The organism is Candidatus Pantoea communis (assembly GCF_011752685.1).
Taxonomy (GTDB): domain Bacteria; phylum Pseudomonadota; class Gammaproteobacteria; order Enterobacterales; family Enterobacteriaceae; genus Pantoea; species Pantoea communis.
In genome coordinates, this window is record NZ_VWXC01000004.1 from 246,452 (window position 1) to 268,201 (window position 21,750).

At 52.5% G+C, this 21,750-nt stretch carries 20 protein-coding genes and 4 tRNA genes; 20 read left to right on the top strand and 4 right to left on the bottom strand.

Annotated features, from left to right (window positions below):
- Positions 1–101: 101 nt before the first annotated feature.
- On the bottom strand, positions 102–2,663 hold the full coding sequence (mutS, locus tag F3J37_RS08320; protein ID WP_370662127.1) for a DNA mismatch repair protein MutS: 2,562 nt from the start codon (positions 2,661–2,663) through the stop codon (positions 102–104).
- A 348-nt stretch (positions 2,664–3,011) separates the two neighbouring features.
- On the opposite strand from mutS, the gene mltB reads away from it, so the two are divergent.
- Both mltB and F3J37_RS08330 read left to right on the top strand, forming a co-directional pair.
- Positions 3,012–4,094: a lytic murein transglycosylase B gene (gene mltB / locus F3J37_RS08325; RefSeq protein ID WP_166932958.1), complete on the top strand. Its 1,083-nt coding sequence runs from the start codon at positions 3,012–3,014 to the stop codon at positions 4,092–4,094.
- Between the two features lie 86 nt (positions 4,095–4,180).
- The gene (locus F3J37_RS08330; protein WP_034822198.1) at positions 4,181–4,516 is read left to right on the top strand and encodes a zinc ribbon domain-containing protein YjdM; all 336 of its coding nucleotides are present in this window, start codon (positions 4,181–4,183) and stop codon (positions 4,514–4,516) included.
- Between the two features lie 35 nt (positions 4,517–4,551).
- Here F3J37_RS08330 and F3J37_RS08335 read toward each other — a convergent pair whose 3' ends face one another.
- A complete protein-coding gene (locus F3J37_RS08335; protein ID WP_160868371.1) occupies positions 4,552–5,439 on the bottom strand; it encodes a dihydrodipicolinate synthase family protein in 888 nt (295 codons plus the stop codon).
- Positions 5,440–5,606: 167 nt separating this feature from the next.
- Between F3J37_RS08335 and tam the strand changes: the two genes are divergently transcribed.
- The 14 genes from tam (at position 5,607) to luxS (ending at position 16,273) form a co-directional block, all read left to right on the top strand.
- On the top strand, positions 5,607–6,383 hold the full coding sequence (gene tam, locus F3J37_RS08340) for a trans-aconitate 2-methyltransferase (RefSeq protein WP_166932960.1): 777 nt from the start codon (positions 5,607–5,609) through the stop codon (positions 6,381–6,383).
- A gap of 102 nt (positions 6,384–6,485) precedes the next feature.
- Positions 6,486–6,980, top strand: a complete 495-nt coding sequence (gene pncC, locus F3J37_RS08345) for a nicotinamide-nucleotide amidase (RefSeq protein ID WP_058961482.1) — start codon at positions 6,486–6,488, stop codon at positions 6,978–6,980.
- 94 nt (positions 6,981–7,074) lie between these two features.
- Entirely contained in the window at positions 7,075–8,145 is a 1,071-nt protein-coding gene (gene recA, locus F3J37_RS08350) for a recombinase RecA (RefSeq protein WP_034822205.1), read from the top strand.
- A 109-nt stretch (positions 8,146–8,254) separates the two neighbouring features.
- Positions 8,255–8,770: a regulatory protein RecX gene (locus F3J37_RS08355; RefSeq protein ID WP_176505750.1), complete on the top strand. Its 516-nt coding sequence runs from the start codon at positions 8,255–8,257 to the stop codon at positions 8,768–8,770.
- A gap of 134 nt (positions 8,771–8,904) precedes the next feature.
- Entirely contained in the window at positions 8,905–11,532 is a 2,628-nt protein-coding gene (gene alaS, locus F3J37_RS08360; protein ID WP_166932962.1) for an alanine--tRNA ligase, read from the top strand.
- A gap of 250 nt (positions 11,533–11,782) precedes the next feature.
- The gene (csrA, locus tag F3J37_RS08365) at positions 11,783–11,968 is read left to right on the top strand and encodes a carbon storage regulator CsrA (protein ID WP_004155916.1); all 186 of its coding nucleotides are present in this window, start codon (positions 11,783–11,785) and stop codon (positions 11,966–11,968) included.
- A gap of 303 nt (positions 11,969–12,271) precedes the next feature.
- Positions 12,272–12,364: transfer RNA gene (locus tag F3J37_RS08370), tRNA-Ser, on the top strand.
- A gap of 8 nt (positions 12,365–12,372) precedes the next feature.
- A tRNA-Arg gene (locus F3J37_RS08375) sits at positions 12,373–12,449 on the top strand.
- An 85-nt stretch (positions 12,450–12,534) separates the two neighbouring features.
- Positions 12,535–12,611, top strand: a tRNA-Arg gene (locus F3J37_RS08380).
- Between the two features lie 58 nt (positions 12,612–12,669).
- Positions 12,670–12,746 (top strand) — tRNA-Arg (locus tag F3J37_RS08385).
- A gap of 233 nt (positions 12,747–12,979) precedes the next feature.
- Positions 12,980–13,546, top strand: coding sequence for a fructose-1-phosphate/6-phosphogluconate phosphatase (gene yqaB / locus F3J37_RS08390; protein WP_166932964.1), 567 nt, complete (start codon positions 12,980–12,982; stop codon positions 13,544–13,546).
- Positions 13,543–13,971, top strand: a complete 429-nt coding sequence (locus F3J37_RS08395; RefSeq protein WP_100703645.1) for a YqaA family protein — start codon at positions 13,543–13,545, stop codon at positions 13,969–13,971. The genes yqaB and F3J37_RS08395 overlap by 4 nt, the downstream gene beginning before the upstream one ends.
- 31 nt (positions 13,972–14,002) lie before the next feature.
- The gene (gshA, locus tag F3J37_RS08400) at positions 14,003–15,607 is read left to right on the top strand and encodes a glutamate--cysteine ligase (protein WP_034822215.1); all 1,605 of its coding nucleotides are present in this window, start codon (positions 14,003–14,005) and stop codon (positions 15,605–15,607) included.
- A 150-nt stretch (positions 15,608–15,757) separates the two neighbouring features.
- Positions 15,758–16,273, top strand: coding sequence for an S-ribosylhomocysteine lyase (luxS, locus tag F3J37_RS08405; protein ID WP_034822217.1), 516 nt, complete (start codon positions 15,758–15,760; stop codon positions 16,271–16,273).
- 54 nt (positions 16,274–16,327) lie between these two features.
- Here luxS and F3J37_RS08410 read toward each other — a convergent pair whose 3' ends face one another.
- Together F3J37_RS08410 and F3J37_RS08415 are read right to left on the bottom strand one after the other, a co-directional pair.
- Entirely contained in the window at positions 16,328–17,614 is a 1,287-nt protein-coding gene (locus F3J37_RS08410) for an HlyC/CorC family transporter (RefSeq protein ID WP_045816444.1), read from the bottom strand.
- Between the two features lie 13 nt (positions 17,615–17,627).
- On the bottom strand, positions 17,628–18,422 hold the full coding sequence (locus F3J37_RS08415; RefSeq protein ID WP_038645240.1) for a cytochrome C assembly family protein: 795 nt from the start codon (positions 18,420–18,422) through the stop codon (positions 17,628–17,630).
- 166 nt (positions 18,423–18,588) lie between these two features.
- Between F3J37_RS08415 and ffh the strand changes: the two genes are divergently transcribed.
- From ffh to trmD, 4 genes are all read left to right on the top strand, one after another.
- Entirely contained in the window at positions 18,589–19,950 is a 1,362-nt protein-coding gene (gene ffh / locus F3J37_RS08420; protein WP_166932966.1) for a signal recognition particle protein, read from the top strand.
- Between the two features lie 142 nt (positions 19,951–20,092).
- The gene (rpsP, locus tag F3J37_RS08425) at positions 20,093–20,341 is read left to right on the top strand and encodes a 30S ribosomal protein S16 (RefSeq protein WP_007893313.1); all 249 of its coding nucleotides are present in this window, start codon (positions 20,093–20,095) and stop codon (positions 20,339–20,341) included.
- 18 nt (positions 20,342–20,359) lie between these two features.
- Positions 20,360–20,908, top strand: a complete 549-nt coding sequence (rimM, locus tag F3J37_RS08430; protein ID WP_034822227.1) for a ribosome maturation factor RimM — start codon at positions 20,360–20,362, stop codon at positions 20,906–20,908.
- A gap of 35 nt (positions 20,909–20,943) precedes the next feature.
- Complete coding sequence (trmD, locus tag F3J37_RS08435; RefSeq protein ID WP_045816445.1) at positions 20,944–21,708, top strand: tRNA (guanosine(37)-N1)-methyltransferase TrmD; 765 nt, start codon at positions 20,944–20,946, stop codon at positions 21,706–21,708.
- The last annotated feature ends 42 nt before the right edge of the window (positions 21,709–21,750 follow it).

The window sequence follows — 21,750 nt, forward strand, 5'->3', positions numbered from 1 at the left end:
CAATAAAAAACGGTGACCCTTGGGTCACCGTTTTTTTATGTGCGTTATCAGGCCGTTACGCTAATGAGCGGCGTCATTACCCGCCGCTCATTAAAATTGAACTAGACCAATGTTTTAAGGCGGTAAATCCACTCCAGCGCCTGTTTTGGCGTAAGACTATCAGGGTCCAACGCTTCCAGTGCGTCTACGGCTGGCGATGTTTCTGCCACCAGCAGCTGCATTTGCGATCCTTCTACCGTAGATGCCGCAGAACTGCCGGAGAGCGCTTCCAGCTCTTTCAACTTGTTGCGCGCACGTTTGATCACGTCTTTCGGCACACCCGCTAATGCAGCAACTGCTAAACCATAGCTTTTGCTGGCTGCACCATCTTGTACGCTGTGCATAAATGCAATGGTATCGCCATGCTCCATGGCATCAAGATGCACATTCACTACGCCTTCCATTTTTTCCGGCAGGGTCGTAAGTTCGAAGTAGTGGGTGGCAAACAGTGTCATCGCTTTGATGCGGTTTGCCAGGCTCTCCGCACAAGCCCATGCCAGCGACAGCCCATCGTAGGTCGATGTGCCGCGACCGATTTCATCCATCAACACCAGGCTGTTCTCCGTGGCGTTATGCAGGATATTGGCCGTTTCCGTCATCTCAACCATAAAAGTTGAACGCCCAGAAGCCAGGTCATCAGCCGCACCGACGCGAGTGAAGATGCGATCGATAGGGCCCATTATGGTTTCTTCGGCTGGCACATAGCTGCCAATCCACGCCATCAGCGCGATCAATGCAGTCTGACGCATGTAAGTACTCTTACCGCCCATGTTGGGGCCGGTGATGATCAACATACGTCGTTGATTCGACAATGATAGCGGATTAGCAATAAACGGCTCTTTCAGGACCTGTTCCACGACCGGATGGCGGCCCGCGGTGATGCGAATGCCCGCTTTTTCCTGCAACACCGGGCGGCAGTAATTCAGTGTCCAGGCGCGTTCTGCCAGGTTAGCCAACACATCCAGTTCAGCCAGCGCCGCGGCACTGATCTGCAGTGCTTCAAGATGTGGCAGCAACTGATCGAGTAACGCTTCGTACAGGCCTTTTTCCAGCGCCAGCGCTTTGCCTTTTGAGGTCAGTACTTTGTCTTCATACTCTTTCAATTCAGGAATGATGTAGCGCTCGGCGTTCTTCAGGGTCTGGCGGCGGACATAGTGAATCGGCACCAGGTGGCTTTGGCCGCGGCTGACCTGAATGTAGTAACCATGAATTGCGTTAAAACCCACCTTTAAAGTATCCAGCCCTAGCTTCTCTCGTTCGCGAATTTCCAGGCGGTCGAGATAATCAGTGGCACCGTCGGCCAGCGCACGCCATTCATCTAATTCAGCGTTATAGCCGGGCGCAATCACACCCCCGTCACGCACCAGCACGGGAGGAGATTCAATGACGGCTAGTTCCAGCAGCTCGCGTAGTTCAGTAAATTCACCCATCTGCGAACGCAGATTGACCAGTTGAGTCGCCTCGACACCTTCCAGCTGATGGTTTAATTCCGGCAGCTGCTGGAATGCATGCCGCATGCGAGCTAAATCACGCGGGCGCGCGGTGCGCAGTGCCAGACGCGCCAGGATGCGTTCCAAATCGCCCACCTGGCGCAGTACCGGCTGTAATGCTTCACTCAGAGATTGCAGTTCGGCAATCGATTCCTGGCGACGACTGATGGTGGTGACATCGCGCAGCGGCATATGCAGCCAGCGCTTCAGCATACGGCTGCCCATCGGGGTAACGGTTTTATCCAACACTGCCGCCAGGGTATTTTCGGTGCCCCCGGCCAGGTTTTGCGTGATTTCCAGGTTGCGGCGAGTGGCTGCATCCATGATTACGCTGTCCTGCTGGCGCTCCATACTTAACGAGCGAATATGTGGCAGGGAGGTGCGTTGGGTATCCTTAACATATTGAAGCAGACAACCCGCAGCGCGTAGCGCCAGATGAGCCTGTTCAACACCAAAGCCGCTAAGATCACGCGTGCCGAATTGCAGGTTTAATTGCTGGCGTGCGGTGTCGATTTCATATTCCCATAGCGGACGACGGCGCAGACCACGACGCTGATCGATCAGCGCCATGGCCTGGAAATCTTCGGGATAGAGCAGTTCAGCAGGATTAGTGCGCTGGAGTTCTGCCGCCATGGTCTCCTGGTCGACAGGTTCGCTCAGGCGAAAACGCCCCGAGCTGATATCGAGGGTGGCATAACCAAACCCGCGCTGGCTCTGGAAGATGGCCGCCAGTAAGTTGTCCTGACGCTCCTGCAGCAGCGCTTCATCACTGATGGTGCCTGGTGTCACAATGCGCACGACTTTACGCTCAACCGGTCCTTTGCTCAGTGCCGGGTCGCCAATCTGTTCGCAGATCGCCACGGATTCACCGAGCTGGACCAGTTTTGCCAGATAACCTTCAACAGCATGATAGGGCACGCCCGCCATCGGGATGGGTTCACCCGCTGACGCGCCGCGTTTCGTGAGTGAAATCTCCAGCAGTTGTGAGGCTCGCCTGGCGTCGTCGTAGAACAGCTCGTAAAAATCGCCCATGCGATAAAACAGCAGGATTTCGGGATGGTCAGCCTTCAGGCGCAGGTATTGCTGCATCATGGGCGTGTGGCCAGTAAAGTCCATTTGCGCTGCTCCTTTCATCTCGTTTTCGCTCAAAATTCACTCGTTCAATCATGGCTGCCCGATATGAGCAGGCCAGTGTGGTGCGTTATCTCACAGACGGATAACCAAGGCGCAGATATTAACATTTTGCCCTGCGCGCATCATCCGGCTGCAATGGATTCTGGCTGCCGACCTTAACAAATTGCGATAAGCAGTAAAAAGTAAAATTGGGCGATAAAGATAAAGTGTGGAGCTGTTCCGCAAATTTTCGCTGCAACCCACTGAAACCAGGGAATAGCGGCGTAAATTTAAGATATTGCTCTGTATCCCGCTTTGATGAACGATTACCATGTTGGCTTCCGGTTTCATCTGGCTTATGGATATCTAATGCGTTTTAAGGTTGCTTTTCTTCCACTTATCGCCTTGCTTGCTGCCTGCAGCAGTAAGCCTGCAACCCAGCAGCAAACCGCCGTTGTGCCTGCACCAAAAGGTGGTTTTTTACTGGAACCTTCACACGCCGTTCAGTCGATGTTTGGTGATTTCGCAGGGAATCCAGCGGCTGAGCAGTTTATTGATCAAATGGTGGCAAAACACGGTTTTAACCGTGATCAACTGCACGCCGTGATTGGCCAGGCGAAGCGTCTTGATTACGTGCTGCGCCTGATGGATCAACAAGCACCAAGCTACACGCCTCCGACGGGGCCAAACGGCGCCTGGATCCGCTACCGTAATAAATTTATCACGCCAGATAATGTGCAAAATGGTGTGGCGTTCTGGGATCAATATCAGGACGCGCTGCAACGCGCTCAGCAGGTTTATGGTGTGCCGCCGGAGATCATTGTCGGAATCATTGGTGTGGAAACACGCTGGGGTCGGGTGATGGGCAAAACGCGTCTGCTGGATGCGCTGGCCACCTTATCCTTTAGCTATCCTCGTCGCGCGGCCTACTTCAGCGGCGAACTGGAAACCTTCCTGCTGATGGCGCGCACTGAACAGGATGATCCGCTGGATCTGCGCGGTTCCTTTGCGGGTGCAATGGGGTACGGTCAGTTTATGCCGTCTTCCTATAAAGAGTATGCGGTCGACTTCAATGGTGATGGCCACATTAACCTGTGGGATCCTGTGGATGCGATTGGTAGCGTAGCAAATTACTTTAAAGAGCACGGCTGGCGGGCAGGGCAGAATGTTGCCGTACCGGCAAGCGGGCAGGCTCCTGCGCTGGAAAATGGGTTTAAAACGCTTTATCCGGTGAATACGCTGATGGCGAGCGGCCTGACGCCGCAAGGATCGCTGGATGGTAATAACCAGGCGAGTCTGCTGCGCCTTGATCTTGGCACCAGTTATCAATATTGGTATGGCCTGCCTAACTTCTATGTCATCACGCGTTATAACCACAGCACACACTATGCCATGGCTGTATGGCAGTTGGGTCAGGCAGTGGCGAAAGCGCGTCAGGGCAACATGCTTTAATGCTGTCCTTATAAAGAGTGAGGGTATAAGATGGCGCCCCTTTTGCGGTGCCATCTTCACCGCCTTTCGACTTCTGAGGAATGCTCATGACAACATTACCTGCTTGCCCTGTGTGTCAGGCTGATTATACCTGGCAGGATGGTGAGAACCTGAACTGCCCATCTTGTGGTCATATCTGGTCACCGAGTGCTGATGCAGCATCGGATGGTTTGGTGGTGCGGGATGCCAATGGCAATCTGCTGGCTGATGGGGACAGCGTTACTGTGGTTAAGGATCTCAAGGTGAAAGGCAGTTCTTCAACCCTGAAGATTGGCACCAAAGTGAAAAGCATTCGTCTGGTTGAAGGCGACCACAACATTGATTGCAAAATCGATGGTTTTGGCCCGATGAAACTCAAATCTGAGTTTGTTAAAAAGAACTGAGAACAGGACGGCTGCCCGGCCGTCCCTTATTGTGATCACATCAGCAAACGATCCAGCTCTGCGCACTGCTCAACCGTGAGTTCACCGCCATAATTACGTGAATGACTGCTCATAGAATCATATTTGCGCGCCACTGCGGTTTTGATGGTCGTGACAAAGTCATCGCCGATGGTGTAAATCGCCATCAGCTTACCAATACGCTGTTGAATTTGTGCCAACTGCGCTAACTCTCCCGCTCGCCATGCGTGCATCGCCTCGGCAAACAACTCCGGTACTATGTTGTTTAAGCCGGAAATCACCCCGGCACCGCCTGCCAGTAAATTGGGCAGCAGATATTCGTCATATCCGGAAAGCACCGTGAAATCAGGGCGTACCTTTTGGGTTTCTTCAATCAGGGCCCGGTTGTGTGAAAGACAATCCATGGTGTCTTTAATGCCGATAAACTGCGGCAGTTCAGCGGCTAATTCTGCTACCAATGCGGGCGTCAAATCGCAGCCGGTGCGCGCCGGGAAATTATAGGCAAACCACTTTCCACCTAGCTGTTTATCCAGTGCTTTAAAGTAGCTCAACAGCTGTTTCTGCGTTTGCCCATAGTAGTAGGGCGGCAAAACCATCACGGCGTCATAACCGTTTTGCCAGGCGGCTTCAGCGAGCTGCAACATGTCGGGAACGCAGGTACTTGAGATATTCGCGACCATGGTCAGTGGCGAAAGCTGACGAGCTTCGCGAATCAGCATCAGCCGTTCCTGTTGGGTCAGCGAAGCAAACTCCCCGATACTGCCCATCAGCAACAGCGTATCAATCCCCGAGGCGTTCAGGCGCGCAAAGTGGCGGCCCAGCGCATCAATGTCGAGCTTATTATCTTGATCGAAAGGGGTAACTGAAGGACACCAGACGCCGGTTAATTCAGGTTGTGAAGCCATAACGCGATCCTCGTTTTTTAAAAATGAAACATTGTTTTAACTTAGTGCTCGTGACTGACATTAACCAGTGACAAAGGGTAAAAAGGTGAGACATCGCACTTTTCTCTTCGCTTAGCGATTGAGAAAACAGGTAGTGTGATGCTCTTCAGCCAGACAGGAGCGTTGCCATGCAAGACTGGAATCCACAGCTGTATCGTCAATTTGAATCGGAACGCACGCGCCCTGCGCGTGAACTCTTAGAACGTATTCCACTAACCGACGTGCATTTCGCGACTGACCTCGGATGCGGTCCCGGCAACAGCACTGAGCTGCTGGCGCAAGCGTGGCCAGGCGCGGTGATTACAGGCATCGATAGCTCTGCAGCCATGCTGGAACAAGCGCAAGAGCGGTTACCAGCCTGCACTTTTCTGCAGGCGGATATTCGTACCTGGCAGGCGAGCCAGCCACAGCAGGTCATCTATGCGAATGCTTCGCTGCAGTGGTTAACCGATCACTACACGCTGCTGCCGCATTTGGTTGAACAGCTGGATATCGGTGGCGCTCTGGCGATACAGATGCCGGACAATCTTGAAGAAGCCTCTCACAGCTTGATGCGTAAAGTGGCGGCCAGTGAACGCTGGCAGGCACATATCTCGCCACAGGCCGCGGATCGCAAACGCCTGCTGAGCACGGAACAGTATTATGACTTGCTGAGTGATGCAGGCTGTCAGGTGGATATCTGGCGTACCACGTACTATCACCCGATGGCCGATGCGCAGGCCATCATTACCTGGCTCCGTGCCACGGGCTTGCGTCCTTTCCTCGCTGGATTGACCGAACAGCAACAAGCGGATTTTCTGCATGACTATCATCAGGCATTAATGCCGGCTTATCCCCCACGCAGCAATGGTCAGGTTTTGCTGGCTTTCCCGCGTTTATTTATGGTGGCAGTGAGAACGCGTTAAAATTGCTGGAAGCGGCTGCGCAAATTGGTGCGACAGAGGTTGAAAAGGGCGCTCTGTTGCACCATTTATGGCTAACGCGCAGCGCCAAAACAGGAGAGGGCGATGAACGACCAACAGTTGCAGCAGCTCAGCCAGCGTATTGGTGAACAGCTCAAGAAACGCAAGGCAACGGTGACCGCGGCGGAATCTTGCACCGGTGGCTGGATCGCCAAAGTGTTTACCGATATCAGTGGCAGCTCTGCCTGGTTTGAGCGGGGTTTCGTGACCTACAGCAACGAAGCCAAACAGCAGATGGTGGGCGTGCAGGCAGCGACTCTGGCGCAGTATGGCGCGGTCAGTGAGCAAACTGTGCGTGAGATGGCTCAAGGTGCCTGCAATGCCGCCGGCGCCGAGTTTGGCATTGCTGTGAGCGGGATTGCGGGGCCAGATGGTGGTTCGGCAGAAAAGCCAGTGGGTACAGTGTGGTTTGCCATTGCCGGACCTGGCGATCGTGTTCTGGCGCAGCGGCAGATCTTTGCCGGAGACCGTGACGCGGTGCGTCGGCAATCCGTCAGCTGGGCGCTGCAAACACTGCTTGATGAATTTCTGACAAATTAAACTTGATACTGTATGGTCATACAGTATAATTACCGGCAACAGAACGAGCAGGCACACAATGATGTCGGCTTACCCAGCATGATTAGGAGTGGAAATGGCGATTGACGAGAACAAACAGAAAGCTTTAGCTGCCGCGCTGGGCCAGATTGAGAAACAATTTGGCAAAGGCTCGATCATGCGCCTGGGTGAAGACCGCTCAATGGACGTAGAAACTATCTCAACCGGTTCACTGTCACTGGATATCGCGTTGGGTGCTGGTGGCTTGCCGATGGGGCGTATCGTTGAGATCTACGGACCAGAATCTTCCGGTAAAACCACGCTGACGCTGCAGGTGATTGCCGCTGCACAGCGTAAAGGTAAAACCTGTGCCTTTATCGATGCTGAACATGCGCTTGATCCGGTGTATGCCAAAAAACTCGGCGTTGATATCGACAATCTGCTGTGTTCGCAGCCGGACACCGGTGAACAAGCGCTGGAGATTTGTGATGCGTTAGCTCGCTCCGGTGCCGTTGATGTGATCATTGTGGACTCCGTTGCGGCACTGACGCCGAAAGCGGAAATCGAAGGTGAAATCGGTGATTCGCACATGGGTCTGGCCGCACGTATGATGAGCCAGGCGATGCGTAAGTTAGCGGGTAACCTGAAGCAGTCCAACACGCTGCTGATCTTCATCAACCAGATTCGTATGAAAATTGGTGTGATGTTTGGTAACCCAGAAACCACCACCGGTGGTAACGCGCTGAAATTCTATGCCTCTGTTCGTCTTGATATCCGCCGTATCGGTGCGATTAAAGAGGGCGATGAAGTGGTCGGTAGCGAAACCCGCGTAAAAGTGGTGAAGAACAAAATTGCTGCGCCATTTAAGCAGGCTGAATTCCAGATTATGTACGGTGAAGGCATCAACACCTTTGGCGAGCTGGTGGATCTCGGCGTGAAACACAAACTGGTTGAGAAAGCCGGTGCGTGGTACAGCTACAACGGCGAAAAGATTGGTCAAGGTAAAGCGAACTCGACCAACTTCCTGAAAGAGAACCCAGCGATTGCTAACGAGATCGATAAGAAGTTACGCGATCTGCTGCTGACGGGTGCAACGGCTGGAGCGGGTGCAGCAGAAATCTCTGCTGATGACTACGAAGAAGCTAGCGAAACCAACGAAGATTTCTAAGATACCCACCACGGGAGCAGCGATGCTCCCGTTTGCTTTTCCCCGTCAACACTTCCCCAGATCGTCTTCTTGCTTTACCCTGCGCAACAGTCAGAACAAGGTCAAATTCATGTCATCATCACCTTCAACGGCTTCGGTGCCGACATTTTCCCGTTTGCTGGATCGTGCCATGCGTGTGCTATCGCAGCGTGACCACAGCCGTGACGAATTGAAGCGTAAGCTGCAACTCTCTTCTCAGCGTGCGGCTTATCTGAAGCAAGAAGAAAATGTGCCGATACCGGATGAGCTGCTGGAAAAGGTGCTCGACTGGTGCCAGGAGAGTGGCTGGCTCAACGATCAGCGCTTCACCGAACGCTTTATCCAAAGTCGCGCACGGAAAGGTTACGGCTCACAGCGCGTGCGTATGGAATTGCAGCAGAAGGGCATCAGCCGCGATGAGATCAATCAGGCGATGATGGATACTGAAGTGGACTGGAGCCAATGCGCGGCCGATTTGGCTAAGCGTAAGTTTGGTGATCCTCTGCCGCAAACCTGGGCTGAGAAAAGCAAAGTACAGCGCTTTTTAATGTCTAAAGGCTTTATGATGGAAGATATTCAGGCAGTTTTCAGAAATATTGACGACTGAAAGGCGATGGGATTTTACTTCCCACTGAAGAAAATTTATCTTATTCCCACTTTTTGTTCCTCAATCAGCGGTAAACCTGCAGATGTGGTTTGCCCGCGAAAGGGAACGTTCGTTAGCGTGATTCCAGGAATTATATGAGCAAGAGCACTGCTGAGATCCGTCAAGCGTTTCTCGACTTTTTTCATAGCAAGGGACATCAGGTTGTAGCCAGCAGCTCCCTCGTACCGAACAACGACCCAACGTTGCTGTTTACCAATGCGGGAATGGTGCAGTTTAAAGACGTTTTCCTCGGTCAGGATAAACGCGATTATGCACGCGCAACCACGTCTCAACGTTGTGTACGCGCCGGTGGTAAGCACAACGATCTTGAGAACGTTGGTTACACCGCTCGTCACCACACCTTCTTTGAAATGCTGGGTAACTTCAGCTTTGGCGACTACTTCAAGAAAGAAGCGATTGCTTATGCCTGGGAACTGCTGACGGGTGAACAGTGGTTCAAGCTGCCGAAAGAACGTCTGTGGGTCACCGTTTATGAAACCGATGATGAAGCCTTCGAAATCTGGGCTAACGATGTCGGTGTGCCGCGCGAACGTATTATTCGCATCGGCGATAACAAGGGCAGCGCCTACGCGTCTGATAACTTCTGGCAGATGGGTGATACCGGCCCTTGTGGTCCGTGCACCGAAATTTTCTACGATCATGGCGACCATATCTGGGGTGGCCCACCGGGCAGCCCGGAAGAAGATGGCGATCGCTACATTGAGATCTGGAACATCGTTTTTATGCAGTTCAACCGTCAGGCCGACGGCATCATGGAACCTCTGCCGAAGCCTTCTGTTGATACCGGTATGGGCCTGGAGCGCATCGCTGCGGTACTGCAGCACGTTAACTCCAACTATGAAATCGATCTGTTTGCCAAGCTGATCAAGGCTGTTGCTCAGGTAACCGGTGCGACCGACCTCAACAATAAATCGTTGCGCGTCATCGCTGACCACATCCGTTCCTGTGCATTCCTGATCGCTGATGGCGTCATCCCGTCGAATGAAAACCGTGGCTACGTGCTGCGCCGTATCATTCGTCGTGCAGTGCGTCATGGCAATATGTTGGGAGCTAAAGAAGCCTTCTTCTACAAACTGGTTGCGCCATTGATCGATGTCATGGGTGATGCCGGTGAAGACCTGAAACGTCAGCAGAAGCATGTTGAAAATGCCCTGAAAAATGAAGAAGAGCAGTTCGCTAAAACGCTGGAACGCGGCCTGGCTTTACTGGATGAAGAGTTGGCCAATCTGCAAGGCGATACGCTGGATGGTGAAACGGTCTTCCGTCTGTATGACACCTTTGGTTTCCCAGCGGATTTGACCGCTGACGTCTGCCGCGAGCGCAATCTGAAGATTGATGAAGCGGGCTTCGAAACAGCCATGGAACAGCAGCGCCAGCGTGCGCGTGAGGCCAGTGGTTTTGGCGCGGACTACAACAGTGTGATTCGCTTTGATGCCGCCACTGACTTCAAAGGCTATGACCAACTGCAGGCTGAAGGCACCGTGCAGGCGCTGTTCGTTGGCGGTCAGCAGGTTGAGCAGATCGCGGCTGGCCAGGAAGCGGTAGTGATTCTGGATCAAACACCATTCTATGGCGAGTCAGGTGGCCAGGTGGGCGATACCGGTGTGCTGACTGGGCAGAATGCTGAATTCAGTGTCCAGGATACACAGAAGTATGGCAAAGCCTTTGGTCATATCGGTAAGCTCAACAGCGGTGAGCTACGTGTGGGTGACCGCCTCAATGCACAAGTGGATGAAGAGCGCCGTGCTCGTATTATTCTCAACCACTCCGCAACGCATCTGATGCATGAAGCGTTACGTGAAGTATTGGGCGATCATGTCGGTCAGAAAGGCTCACTCAACAACGATAAATACCTGCGCTTCGACTTCTCTCATACCGAAGCGATGAAGCCAGAGCAGATTCGCACCGTTGAAGATATCGTTAATACCCAGATTCGTCGCAATTTACTCATCCAGACTGAAGTAATGGATCTGGATGAAGCGAAAGCGCGCGGCGCAACGGCGTTGTTCGGTGAGAAGTATGAACAGCGTGTGCGCGTGGTTAGCATGGGTGAATATTCCGTTGAGCTGTGCGGTGGTACGCACGCAGCGCGCACTGGCGACATTGGCCTGTTCCGCATTCAGTCTGAATCCGGCACGGCGGCAGGTGTGCGTCGTATTGAAGCGCTGACGGGTGAAGGCGCGATTGCTCAGCTGCATGCGCAGAGCGATCAGATATCTGAAATTGCGCAGGTGGTTAAAGCCAACAGCAGTAATCTGAATGAGAAAGTGCGCGGCCTGGTTGATCATGTCCGCGCGCTGGAAAAAGAACTGCAGCAGCTACGCGATCAGCAAGCGGCGCAAGAGAGTGCCTCGCTGAGCAGTAAAGCGATGGACGTGAAGGGGACCAAACTGCTGGTCAGCGAGCTTAACAACGTTGAGCCGAAGATGCTTCGCACCATGATGGATGACCTGAAGAATCAGCTCGGCTCGGCCATCATTGTGCTGGCAACGGTTGCTGAAGGTAAGGTTTCACTGATTGCTGGGGTGACTAAAGACCTGACTGACCGCGTCAAAGCGGGTGAGCTGGTCGGCGAACTGGCCGCTCAGGTTGGCGGAAAAGGTGGCGGTCGTCCTGATATGGCTCAGGCGGGTGGTACAAACCCTGAGGCACTGGCTGGCGCACTGGCTGGCGTGTCGGAGTGGGTGAGTAACCGACTGTAACGAATTAAAATTCAGCATCGTGAGCAGCGCCAGAATCCCCATGTTCTGGCGCTTTTTAACGCGGTGTGCACCCGATAATGACAAAGTCCGGTTGATGTAGTGTATTTCGGCTAAACTAACTATCAGCAGAATGTATTGGCGTGGCGATGCACAATGGTGTATTTGTCATAGACATTGTTCAGCGTTATATGATGGATATGGCCGGGAGACCGAACAGGCCCGACTCTTTTAATCTTTCAAGGAGCAAAGAATGCTTATTCTAACTCGTCGAGTTGGTGAAACCCTCATGATTGGCGATGAGGTGACTGTAACGGTGCTGGGTGTTAAAGGTAACCAGGTCCGTATTGGCGTCAATGCGCCTAAAGAAGTTTCGGTGCATCGCGAAGAAATCTATCAGCGTATCCAGGCCGAAAAAACTCAGCAAACGAGTTACTAACGGATTCAGCGCCTCGCATCCTGCGAGGCGCTACCGCTTTTATCCTCCCATCTTCATTTTTTCCGCCCTGAACCTCATTTTCTTTCTTCCCATTTTGTTAACTGCAACGTGCTTTCGCTGTTGATTAATCACTCTTTTTGTCGGCAAAATACCCTAATTGCGCGTCATTTGTGCAAACAGAACGATATCCAGAAAAAGTCGGGAAAAATTGTTTGACTTATAAGTGCGGGAAAGTAATATGTGCGCCACGCAGTGCCGATGAGCAGAAACAAGTTCAGAAGCACGGTTCGGAAGAACGCGTAAGGTGAGGTGGCCGAGAGGCTGAAGGCGCTCCCCTGCTAAGGGAGTATGCGGTCAAAAGCTGCATCCGGGGTTCGAATCCCCGCCTCACCGCCATTTCCGATGCATCCATAGCTCAGCTGGATAGAGTACTCGGCTACGAACCGAGCGGTCGGAGGTTCGAATCCTCCTGGATGCACCATTCGGAAAACTGAAGTAAGAGTGAACGAGCAGTTCCTTTCATGGTGAGTTGTCAGCACCCTGCGTTGTACAAGAATTAACTCGATGCATCCATAGCTCAGCTGGATAGAGTACTCGGCTACGAACCGAGCGGTCGGAGGTTCGAATCCTCCTGGATGCACCATTCTTCGTATCATTCCCAGGTTGATTGCAGTAAGTCCATCGTAAGAAAATCTCTCAATGCATCCATAGCTCAGCTGGATAGAGTACTCGGCTACGAACCGAGCGGTCGGAGGTTCGAATCCTCCTGGATGCACCATCTCCTGTTCGAAACAATCAACGTCCGCTTTCTGAATTTACTTCCCATTTTTCTTCATCACGCAAAAATCACTTATATAACCGCCATTTATCCCCGGTATCGCTACCTGACCTTTTTCCGAAAACAAAAATAGCTAATGCTTTCAAAGCATTTGCTGTTAAGCACACCTGGCGACAACCTAAGCGCATTACGCTAAAGTAATGGCTCATTTTGTGGTGCTCGATGGAGTGACAATGTACGACCAATATGACGCCCTGATTTTCGATATGGACGGCACAATCCTGGATACTGAGCCGACACATCGAAAAGCCTGGCAGCAGGTGCTGAGCCGTTACGGTTTCACCATGGATGAGAAAAAAATGGTGAGTTTTAATGGCGCGCCCACCTGGCAGCTGGCGCAGTACATTCTTGAGCAGAACAACGCTGAGCATGACCCTCATTTGCTGGCCGCAGAGAAAACCGAAGCGCTCAAGGCGATGTTGCTGGATGATGTACGCCCTTTACCGTTAATGGACGTGGTAAAAGCGTATCACGGTCGTCGTCCGATGGCGGTGGGTACTGGCAGTGAACACAGCCTGGCAAAGGCCCTGCTTGAAGCCTTGGGTGTCTATCATCTGTTTGATGCCGTTGTCGGCGCGGATGATGTGCTGCGCCATAAACCCCAACCCGATACCTTTTTACGCTGCGCCGAGTTAATGGGCGTGGCACCTGAACGCTGTGTGGTATTTGAAGATGCTGACTTTGGTGTTCAGGCGGCGCAAGCCGCGGGCATGGATGTGGTTGATGTCCGTTTACTGTGAATGAATTTCTGACCTATGGATCGTTATTCGGCAGTAGCTTTCTGAGTGCCACCCTGCTTCCGGGAAGTTCAGAGGCTGTGCTGATTGCTTTGCTGATCGCCCAAAAGGGTTCGATCTATGGATTGTTATTGGCCGCATCAGTGGGAAACACGCTGGGCGGCCTGACCAACATTATTCTTGGTCGCCTCATGCCGCCAAAAGGGCAGGGGCGATGGCATGACACAGCAATGACGTGGTTACATCGATTGGGACCTGCAGCGCTGCTTTTAAGCTGGCTGCCGGTAGTGGGCGACCTGCTTTGCGTGCTTGCAGGCTGGTTGCGCTTTGCCTGGCTGCCCTCGGTGCTGTTCCTCGCCATCGGTAAAACGCTGCGTTATATCGTTATCGCGACCGCCACATTACAAACAATGCAATGGTGGCATTGATTCGCACAGATTCGAGGCTACGGTTAACATTATGCTGAACAAAAATAAATTATTCGCACAGCGGGAGGTTAATGTGATCCCGGACGTATCAAAAGCGCTTTCCTGGTTGGAAGCGCATCCCGACGCGTTAAAGGGTATCGGCCGTGGCATTGAACGCGAGACGTTACGCGTCAATCCGAATGGTCACCTGGCAACCACCGGACATCCTGAATCTCTGGGTTCAGCGCTGAAGCACAGTTGGATCACCACCGATTTTGCCGAAACGCTGCTGGAGTTCATTACACCTGTCGATCAAAGCATTGATCGATCACTGGCCTTCCTGCGTGATATACATCGCCACACTGCGCGAGAGTTAGGTCAGGAACGCATGTGGCCGTTCAGTATGCCGGGTTATGTTGAAGATGTTGATAGCATTGAGCTGGCGCAATATGGCAGCTCTAATATCGGCAAGATGAAAACCCTCTATCGGCAGGGGCTGAAAAATCGCTACAGCGCACTGATGCAGATTATTTCGGGCGTGCACTATAACTTCTCGCTGCCACTGTCGTTTTGGCAAGAGTGGGCAGACGTTAAAGATGCGGAGAGCGGTAAAGAGACCATCTCTGCCGGTTATCTGCGTCTGATCCGCAATTACTATCGCTTTGGCTGGGTGATACCATATCTGTTTGGTGCCTCACCGGCGATCTGTTCGTCCTTCCTGCAAGGTCGCGAAAGCAAGTTGCCGTTTGAAACAGACGGCAAGGGTACGCTGTGGCTGCCGTATGCGACTTCACTGCGACTTAGTGATTTGGGATATACCAACAAGTCACAAAGCGGCCTGGGTATCACCTTTAACTCGCTCGACGGTTACGTTGCTGCGCTGAAAGCAGCGATTAAAACGCCGTCAGAAGAGTATGCGGCCATGGGCACCAAAGATGCCGATGGCAACTGGCTGCAGCTGAACACCAACGTGTTACAGATTGAGAACGAACTGTACGCACCTATTCGTCCAAAACGTGTGACGCGTTCGGGTGAAGCGCCTTCGGATGCGTTGTTACGCGGCGGGATCGAGTACATTGAAGTGCGTTCTCTGGATATCAACCCGTTCTCTGCCATTGGCGTGGATGCTAATCAGGCGCGTTTCCTCGACCTGTTCCTGATCTGGTGTACCCTGGCGGATGCCCCTGAAATGAGTTCGGACGAACTGCTGTGCAGTCGTAAAAACTGGAACCGCGTGGTGATGGAAGGGCGTAAGCCAGGCCAGGTGATTGGCGTGGGCTGTAGCGATACCGAACATCCGTTGGTTGATGTAGGTAAAGCCCTGTTTGCCGATCTGCGTCGTGTTGCCGAGGTGCTCGACAGCAATTATGGCAGCACGCAATATCAACAGGTTTGCGATCAACTGGTGGCATCGTTTGATGATCCTGAGCTAACCTATTCAGCGCGTATTCTGCATGCCATCAAAGAAAATGGCTTAACCGGCGCAGGTGTGGCACTGGCTGAACAGTATCGCCATCTGCTGTGTGAAGAGCCGTTAGAGATTTTGACCGAAGATGACTTCAGTCGTCAGGCGTTGGAATCGGTACAGGCGCAGGAAAAGCTGGAACAGAGTGATACGCTGGATTTCGAAAGTTATCTGGCAGGTCGCGAAGGCTAAAAAAGAAAATGGCCACATCATTGTGGCCAAAATTAACATCTCTGTTGTCAGGGATGATGATAACAAATGCGCGTCTTTCATATATTCAGACGTTGGGCGAACGGAAAAGTTTCATCGTTTTAAAAAAAATCTCAAAACAGGAGGTGACGTATGCCACTACTGGATAGTTTTACTGTTGATCACACCATCATGGGCGCACCCGCTGTGCGCGTTGCAAAAACCATGAATACTCCGCATGGCGATACCATCACCGTTTTTGACCTGCGTTTCTGCCGTCCGAATATCGATATTCTGACTGAGCGCGGCATCCATACGCTGGAGCACCTGTTCGCTGGCTTTATGCGTAATCACCTCAATGGTGATGGCGTGGAAATCGTTGATATCTCGCCAATGGGCTGCCGCACCGGCTTCTACATGAGCTTGATTGGTGAACCAGACGAGCAGCGCGTAGCGAAAGCGTGGAAAGGGGCGATGGAAGATGTTCTGAAAGTGAAAGAACAGAGCCAGATCCCGGAACTGAATGAATACCAGTGTGGTAGCTACAAGCTACACTCACTCGACGAAGCGCAGCAGATTGCGCGTAACGTGTTGGCGCATGAGATTGGCGTGAACCGTAACGAAGATCTGAAACTACCGGCTGAGAAGCTGAAAGAGCTGCACATCTAGTGCCTGTCTGAGCAGAAATGAAAACGCCGCGATGTTCGCGGCGTTTTTTTGGCTTCAGGAACCGATGGAGGATTTCAGCGGATGGTGTGGGGTAATGCGCACCTGCTTCACCATGTTGTCTTGCACGTCGAGGATATCCACATCGTACTTCCCGATTTTCACGCGTGTATCGACCAGCGGAATCTCTTCCAGCGCTTCCAGCAGCATGCCATTGATGGTGCGTGCTTCGTCTTCGGGTAACGTCCAGTTAAAGGCTTTATTGATTTCACGCACGTTGGCGCTGCCTTCAATCAGCACTGAGCCATCATTCTGCGGCATCACTTCTTCCGCCAGCGAAGGAGACATAGACGTCGTAAAGTCGCCAACAATCTCTTCCAGAATGTCTTCAATGGTCACCAGCCCTTTGATGTCACCATATTCATCAACCACTAAGCCGACTTTCTTCTTATTACGCTGGAATTTCACCAGCTGGACATTCAGCGGTGTACCTTCCGGCACATAGTAAATTTCATCAGCGGCACGCAGCAGGCGATCTTTGTTGAACTCTTTCTTCTCGGTCATCATGCGCCAGGCTTCACGCACGCGCAGCATGCCAACCGAATCATCCAGCGAATCGCGGAACAGCACAATGCGGCCATGCGGGGAGTTACTCAGTTGGCGAACAATCGATTTCCAGTCGTCGTTGACGTTAATGCCGACAATTTCATTGCGTGGCACCATGATGTCATCAACGCTGACCTTTTCCAGGTCCAGCACCGACAGCAGCATGTCCTGATTACGACGTGACATCAGTGAGCGCGACTCATAGACAATGGTACGCAACTCTTCCTTACTTAGGGCTGAACTGATGGAGCCTTCCGTCTTGATACCAACCATGCGCATCAGAATGCGGGTAATGGTGTTGAGCAGCCAGACCAAAGGCAGCATCACATACTGCAGCGGCGCCAGCAGCACGCTGCTGGGATAGGCGACTTTTTCGGGGTAAAGCGCTGCAATGGTTTTCGGCAGCACTTCAGCAAACACCAGCACCACAAAAGTCAGGATCCCGGTGGCAATTGCCACACCCGCATCGCCGTAAAGACGCATACCGACAATGGTACCCAATGCGGAAGCCAGGATATTCACGAGGTTGTTGCCTATCAGCACCAGGCTGATTAAGCGATCAGGACGGCGTAAAAGTTTTTCGACACGACGAGCCGCGCGATTACCGCTTTTGGCTTTGTGGCGCAATTTATAACGATTGAGCGTCATCATGCCGGTCTCTGAACCGGAGAAGTACGCAGAGACCAGCACCATGATGACCAGCGTAACGATCAGCGTGGTGGTTGAAACATGTTCCAACGCAAAAATTCCTTTAGTGAGAAGTGAGCAGGTGCTGAAGCACGCGACTGCCGAAGTAGGCCATGGTCAGCAGCAGTGCACCACCGCAGTTAAACCAGACGACGCGACGTCCGCGCCAGCCCTCATGATAGTGTCCCCAGAGCAGAACGATATAAACAAACCAGGCAAGAATGGACAGCACCGCTTTATCGACATTCTCCGCGCTAAACAGGTTATGCATGAAGAACAGACCGGTACACAGCACCAACGTCAACAGCACTACACCAATTTGCGTGATATGAAACATCTTACGCTCAATACTCAGCAGCGGCGGCATATCCTGGGTGAAAGCCAGTTTCTTATTTTTTAACTGGTAATCAATCCATGCCAGCTGCAGCGCATACAGTGCCGCGATAATCAGCGTAGCGTAGGCAAACAGCGACAGGCCGATATGGATCATCATGCCCGGCGTGGTTTCGAGATGGGTAATAAAGGCATTCGGCACAAAGGTGGCGAAGGCGAGGTTAATCAAGGCAAAGCCGTAGACAATCGGCAACAGTAACCAACCGCGATTGCGCGATGCAACGATGGTCATGATCGCGCAGATCAGCAAACTCACCAGCGAACCGATATTTAGCAGGCTGAGGTTTTGTCCGTTATCGACGGCAAAAATGCGTTGTTGCAGTGCAACCGCATGGGCGATCAACGCGACGCAAGCAGAAAGTACGGCAAAACGACGCCAGCCACCGTTGCGTTTCAGCAGGCTGGGGATGATCAATGCAAGACTGAGGGAGTAGGCGAACAGCGCCACGATCGCGAAAACGAACATAGATCCTTTCAGGTGTCGGTCAGATAAGGAAAAAACCAGTATAGCGCCAGCTGCATCAGGCTCCAAACGATCTGAAGGTCAATTGCAGAGATCGCTGTGGCTTCGTGCTATAATCCGCCGCATTGTGCCGCCCAGGCGGCCTCGCTACGGTCCTAAGTGAGAGAGCATGTTTGATAATTTAACCGATCGTTTGTCGCAATCCCTGCGCAACATCAGCGGCCGCGGAAGGCTGACCGAAGACAACATTAAAGACACCTTGCGTGAAGTGCGCATGGCATTGCTGGAAGCGGACGTTGCGCTGCCGGTCGTGCGTGAGTTCATCAACCGCGTGAAAGAAGCGGCGGTAGGGCAGGATGTAAACAAAAGCCTGACGCCTGGCCAGGAATTTATCAAAATTGTTCGCAACGAGCTGGTTGCGGCAATGGGTGCAGAAAATAATGCGCTCAATCTGAACGCACAGCCGCCGGCTGTGGTGTTGATGGCGGGCCTGCAGGGTGCGGGTAAAACCACGAGCGTGGCGAAGCTGGGTAAGTTCCTGCGCGAGAAGCATAAGAAGAAAGTGCTGGTGGTTTCTGCCGACGTTTATCGCCCGGCGGCGATTAAACAGCTGGAAACACTGGCGCAGCAGGTTGGCGTGGACTTCTGTCCTTCCGATCTGAGCCAAAAGCCTGTCGACATCGTTAATAACGCCCTGAAAGAAGCGAAGCTGCAATTCTACGACGTGCTGCTGGTGGATACCGCCGGTCGTCTGCACGTAGATGAAGCGATGATGGACGAGATCAAACAGGTACACGCCGCGATCAATCCGGTGGAAACCTTGTTTGTGGTCGATGCCATGACCGGTCAGGATGCGGCAAACACGGCAAAAGCCTTCAATGAAGCGCTGCCACTGACGGGCGTGATTCTGACGAAAGTGGATGGTGATGCGCGCGGTGGTGCAGCGCTGTCTATTCGTCATATTACCGGCAAGCCGATTAAATTCATGGGTATGGGTGAGAAGACGGAAGCACTGGAAGCGTTCTATCCAGACCGTATCGCCTCACGCATCCTCGGCATGGGCGACGTACTGTCGCTGATCGAAGATATCGAGAGCAAAGTTGACCGCGAACAGGCGGAGAAGCTGGCGAAGAAGCTCAAAACCGGTGATGGCTTCGATCTCAACGACTTCCTCGACCAGTTGAAGCAGATGCGCAACATGGGCGGCATGGCCAGCCTGATGGGTAAGCTGCCGGGCATGGGGCAGTTGCCAGACAACGTGAAATCGCAGATGGATGACAAAGTGCTGGTGCGTATGGAGGCGATCATCAATTCGATGACCACCAAAGAGCGTCAGAAACCGGAAATCATCAAGGGCTCACGCAAGCGCCGTATTGCCACCGGTTCAGGTATGCAGGTTCAGGACGTTAACCGTTTACTGAAACAGTTCGACGACATGCAGCGCATGATGAAGAAAATGAAGAAGGGTGGCATGGCCAAAATGATGCGTGGCATGAAAGGTATGATGCCGCCCGGATTCCCCGGTCGCTAAGGCGAGCGGCACACAGCCAGAAAATTAACACGCTCAGGTTGCTTTTTTCGCCAAAATGAGTAAAATTTTCGGGCTTTTTATATTGCGCTCGGGTTCCATCCCTCGATGGAGCCCGAGCGCTTTATTAACTAATGAGGATGTTATGGTTACAATTCGTTTGGCACGTCACGGCGCGAAAAAGCGTCCGTTCTATCAGGTCGTCGTTACTGACAGCCGCAATGCGCGTAATGGTCGTTTCATCGAGCGCGTAGGTTTCTTCAACCCGATCGCTTCTGGTCAGGCTGAAGGTCTGCGTCTGGATCTGGACCGTATTGAGCACTGGGTTGGCCAGGGCGCAACGCTTTCTGATCGCGTTAACGCGCTGATCAAAGAAGCAAAAAAAGCAGCTTAATCTGTCACGGTGGTTAGCATGAGCATTAAACCTGCCGCACAGCCTCTCGTTAACCCAATTGTATTGGGGAAAATGGGGGCCGCTTACGGCATTCGAGGTTGGCTCAAAGTGTTTTCCTCCACTGAAGACGCTGAAAGCATCTTCGACTACCAACCCTGGTTCATCCAGCGCGCCGGTAAATGGCAGCAGGTCGAACTGGAAGGTTGGAAGCACCACAATCAGGACCTGATCATCAAAGTCAAAGGCATTGACGATCGGGACGCTGCGGCACAGTTAACCAATTGCGAAATTACGGTTGATTCTGCTCAGCTGCCAGCGCTGGAAGAGGGTGATTACTACTGGAAAGACCTTATGGGTTGCAAAGTGGTAAACCTCGACGGTTACGAAATGGGCAAAGTCATTGATTTGATGGAAACCGGTTCGAACGACGTTCTCGTCGTTAAGGCAAACCTGAAAGATGCATTCGGTGCGCAAGAGCGGTTAATCCCGTTTCTTGATGAACAGGTTATCAAGAAAGTCGATCTCTCTACTGGCACGATTGAAGTAGATTGGGATCCTGGTTTTTGATCTCCGGACAATCCGGTAACGTAACGGCGAACGCGATGTGGATTGGTGTTATTAGCCTGTTTCCAGAGATGTTTCGCGCTATTACCGAGTACGGGGTAACTGGCCGGGCAGTAAAAAATGGCCTGCTCAACATTCAAAGCTGGAGTCCTCGTGACTTCGCGCACGACCGGCACCGTACCGTGGATGAACGTCCTTACGGCGGCGGACCGGGAATGTTGATGATGGTGCAACCCTTACGGGATGCTATCCACGCAGCGAAAGCGGCGGCGGGAGAAGGTGCCAGGGTGATTTATCTTTCACCTCAGGGTCGCAAACTGGACCAACAGGGCGTTTGCGAACTGGCGACCAACCAGAAGTTGATTCTGGTGTGTGGTCGTTATGAAGGGATTGATGAGCGCGTGATTCATACTGAGATTGATGAAGAATGGTCAATCGGTGATTACGTGCTCAGTGGTGGTGAGCTACCAGCCATGACGTTGATTGATTCAGTCGCCCGGTTTATCCCCGGCGTATTGGGCAAGCAGGCGTCAGCCGATGAGGATTCGTTCTCGGATGGTTTACTGGATTGCCCGCACTACACCCGACCTGAAGTGTTAGAAGGGATGGAGGTTCCGCCAGTCTTACTGTCGGGCAACCATGCCGATATTCGCCGCTGGCGTCTGAAACAGTCGCTAGGCCGTACCTGGCTAAGAAGACCTGAACTTCTGGAAAACCTGGCTCTGACTGAAGAGCAAGCACGGTTGCTAAATGAGTTCCAACGGGAACATCAGCAGCAACAAAACCATCAGGTGGAAGAGTAATCTTCCCTGACTATCAGTTTACCCAGGATATAGAGATTTAAT